At 51.2% G+C, this 2,416-nt stretch carries 4 protein-coding genes; all 4 read right to left on the bottom strand.

Annotated elements, in window-relative coordinates; all coding sequences use genetic code 11:
• Window positions 1-48 precede the first annotated feature (48 nt).
• Window positions 49-513 (bottom strand): ester cyclase, encoded by a 465-nt coding sequence (locus B5E84_RS20145; RefSeq protein ID WP_087226744.1) that lies wholly within the window; start codon window positions 511-513, stop codon window positions 49-51.
• Window positions 514-549: 36 nt separating this feature from the next.
• The gene (locus B5E84_RS20140; protein WP_162612915.1) at window positions 550-936 is read right to left on the bottom strand and encodes a GNAT family N-acetyltransferase; all 387 of its coding nucleotides are present in this window, start codon (window positions 934-936) and stop codon (window positions 550-552) included.
• Window positions 936-1,394, bottom strand: a complete 459-nt coding sequence (locus B5E84_RS20135; RefSeq protein ID WP_087226738.1) for an SRPBCC family protein — start codon at window positions 1,392-1,394, stop codon at window positions 936-938. Before B5E84_RS20135 ends, B5E84_RS20140 begins: the two co-directional genes overlap by 1 nt.
• A gap of 245 nt (window positions 1,395-1,639) precedes the next feature.
• Entirely contained in the window at window positions 1,640-2,056 is a 417-nt protein-coding gene (locus tag B5E84_RS20130; RefSeq protein WP_087226735.1) for a YjdF family protein, read from the bottom strand.
• Window positions 2,057-2,416: the final 360 nt, after the last annotated feature.

Here is a 2,416-nt window from a genome sequence, read left to right as displayed (position 1 = left end):
GTGTCATGGGGTGGGGGTGGGGATGTTGATGTGAAGGCGGGGTGTTTCCTACTCTCCGCCGCCTGCCGTTCCCTCCGGGAAAGCTGTGGGATCTCCTGCCGCTGAAACCGGCCCGATCAACCCATGTTCCAGGAACGTCTCAAAGGTATTGACCACCCCTCCATGCTCCACGATTTTCCCATCCGCTACCTTGTCGATATTCACGCCAGTGAACACCAGCTTTTCCCCTGTGGGCTGGATGCCGGCAAACGCTCCCTTCAGAGTCCCTTCCATCACAAACTCGGAAATCACATACGCCCCGTCCATGTATTGGCGCACCAGTTTCATGGTATAGTCCGGGTAGGTCTCTCTCACCGCCGTCAGGTGTTTCCCCATTCCTTCCAGGCCCAGAAAAACGGTCTCCTTCCCCACCACCTGAACACAGTCCTCGGATACAAACTGCGGCAGCTGGTCCAAACGGTTTTCCGACACTACCACCTCATAGAAATACGCGATCCGCTCTTTTTCGTTCATGCCGCGCTTCCTTTCATTCCTATACAAGGTTCCCTTTTATCTGCCGTCTTCTTTTTCTATTACATACGACTGCAAACTTTTCCGGCAGCCGCATTTTTCATAAAACGGCTCCAGTCCCGGCTGAGCGCCGAAATACAGCATGGTGGGAGTGTGTTCCCTGGCGAGGTGGAGCAGCTTTTTTCCGATCCCCTTCCGCTGGTACTGGGGGAGAACCAGCAGTTCCGTGATGGTGCCAAAATAGTAGCCGTCGGAAAGGATCCGCAGGCAGCCCACAAGGGCGGGCCCGTCGCAGGCTGTTATATTGATGGTTTTTTCCAGGGCCGCCTGGGTGCTCTCCCGGTCGTAATTTCCTGGCCATACCTGGTTTACGAAGGGAAGGAAACGTTCCGCTGTGAGTGTTTTGTCGTCAAACTGATAGGTGATCATTTTATTTGCCTCCTTTGCGCGGATGATGGGTCCGCCGGTTTTATCTTTGCCTTTTCCCCCTGTGTTTGCAGCGCCTGTTTCAGATCTGCCACAAATCTCGCCTGCTGTTTTTTCAAATACCCTTTCACAAAGGGCTTTAACATCCATTTTTTCGCCGTCACCACTTCCGTAAACTGGATTTCCGTGTTGTCTCCTTTGGATCGGAACACCCCAGTCCAATGCCCTCTCATATTGGTATTTTCCATGTCAAACTCCCATCGCTTACAATACTCCAGCTTTGTGACGGTGAAGGTGGTGGCATAGCCGTTCCTGGCATACTCCACAAACTCTTTTTCCGAGCGCACTTCCGTCCTGCTTAAATCACTGCGCCAGCCGTAGTGCCGGACGTCGGTGACCAGAGTCCACACGGTGTGGACATCGAATGGGAGGACGGTGGTTATGGTTGATTTGGACATTAGAAGGCTCTCCTTTCTCTTTTTTGTTTGCCAACGGCGCAAAGGTCTCTTTCCCTGCGGTTTCCATATTGTCTTCGTCATTGGCGGCAGACATTCCTTTTTTAATGTGCGCAGTAGCGTACACTCGCGCCGGAGCGCGGCTGCTCCAGCAGCCAGTTTCCCTTGCGTGAAGTGCGCCTCCCGCCGGAGGTTTCTATGCCATAGGGGACGCAGTTTTCTACTGATATAAGAAACAAGGAGCAGTGTTACCTGCCCCTGTGCTTCTCTTTCTTTTTCTGCTGTTTCTGTTCAAACCGCCGCTGTTTTTCCTGTTCCCGCTGTTTTCGGTTCCTGGTTTTTCGCTCCGTTTTGAACTGCTCCTGCTGCAATTTCAGGGCTTGCTGGGATTTTGTGCCAATTCCCTTGTTTTGCACCTGTCTGCGCACTTCCCGCTGCACCCGTTTCGGGTTGCGGCCCATCTCTTTTGCATCCGTCGCCACAGCCGGACTAAAGCGCAGACGATCGTAATGTTTCAGAATGAAATCCCATACCTCGTAATCTTTCGGCTCCGCTCCGAAGGTGGTTTTGCATACCGATAGCCTTCCTTCTGAAATTCGCTCCAGTACGCCGATCCAGAACGGCTCCTCAAACCATACGGTCAGTCTGACAGATCCTTTGTCCATGACAATTCCTCCTTATAATTGTGATGAACAAAGAACGGACGACCCTAAGGAGGGAGGGTTACTTACACCAAACGGTGCGGCCGGGCTACCTACCGGCTCTGTAAGAAAAGCTCTTACGTTGCGTTTTTATCTTTGTGTTTTGATTGTAACATATTGGGAGGGATTTGGCTATAGTGGTGGGACGATCCGTCACGACAAACGCATGAATGTGTTCTTCAACTAACCCCCGCTTTCATCCCCAATTTTACAGATTTATGATCTGCTCCAAATGTTTTTCGGGGTTTGTTCCGATTGCATACCGTTTCTTTTTCAGGCTTAATGGTTTATTCCCTACCTCTATCATTTTTAAGATACTTATTG

It is taken from the genome of Lachnoclostridium sp. An14 (assembly GCF_002160755.1).
GTDB lineage: Bacteria > Bacillota > Clostridia > Lachnospirales > Lachnospiraceae > Lachnoclostridium_A.
The sequence above is the reverse complement of the archived record's forward strand: the minus strand, read 5'-3'. Positions and strand labels throughout refer to the sequence as shown.

Excerpts from the sequence above, each read along its gene's own strand:
- B5E84_RS20145 (WP_087226744.1), bottom strand. The coding sequence starts at position 513 with ATGAACGAAAAAGAGCGGATCGCGTATTTCTATGAGGTGGTAGTGTCG.
- B5E84_RS20135 (WP_087226738.1), bottom strand. The coding sequence starts at position 1,394 with ATGTCCAAATCAACCATAACCACCGTCCTCCCATTCGATGTCCACACC.
- B5E84_RS20130 (WP_087226735.1), bottom strand. The coding sequence starts at position 2,056 with ATGGACAAAGGATCTGTCAGACTGACCGTATGGTTTGAGGAGCCGTTC.